The organism is Polaromonas sp. P1_G2 (genome assembly GCF_056405515.1).
In genome coordinates, this window is the sequence record NZ_JBFUBY010000914.1 from 1 (window position 1) to 511 (window position 511).

Consider the following 511-nt stretch of genomic DNA (forward strand, 5'->3'; position numbering starts at 1 on the left):
CTATCGTCTCGGACATGATGGTCTCCTTGCTGAATGGATTAAATGGCAACCAAGAAGTTGCTTTTCCATCCCATAGTGAAACGCAAATGGCAACCAAAACGTTGCTGTTTCTCTTTGCGTCGGAAATYGGCGGAATGGTTTCTTGCGCCGAATGCCGTGCGGTGGCATGCGGAGGGTGACAGAAGGAGTTGGATATGGCGCGCACGATCATGCTGCAGGGAACGGGCTCGGATGTCGGCAAGACCGTGCTGGTCGCCGGTCTCTGCCGGCTTGCGGCCAATCATGGCCTGAAGGTCCGGCCGTTCAAGCCGCAGAACATGTCCAACAATGCCGCGGTCAGCGATGACGGCGGCGAGATCGGCCGGGCGCAATGGTTGCAGGCGCTTGCAGCCCGCACGCCCTCTTCCGTGCATATGAACCCGGTGCTGCTGAAGCCGCAGAGCGACAATGGCAGCCAGATCGTCGTCCAGGGCAGGGTCTATGGCCAGGCCAGGGCGCGTGACTATCAGGG

1 protein-coding gene is annotated in these 511 nt (G+C 59.6%); it reads left to right on the plus strand.

The window, feature by feature from the left end:
- Positions 1–194 precede the first annotated feature (194 nt).
- The coding region (locus AC1D0P_RS28310; RefSeq protein ID WP_477679772.1) for a nucleotide-binding protein at positions 195–511 on the plus strand (317 nt) is incomplete at its 3' end.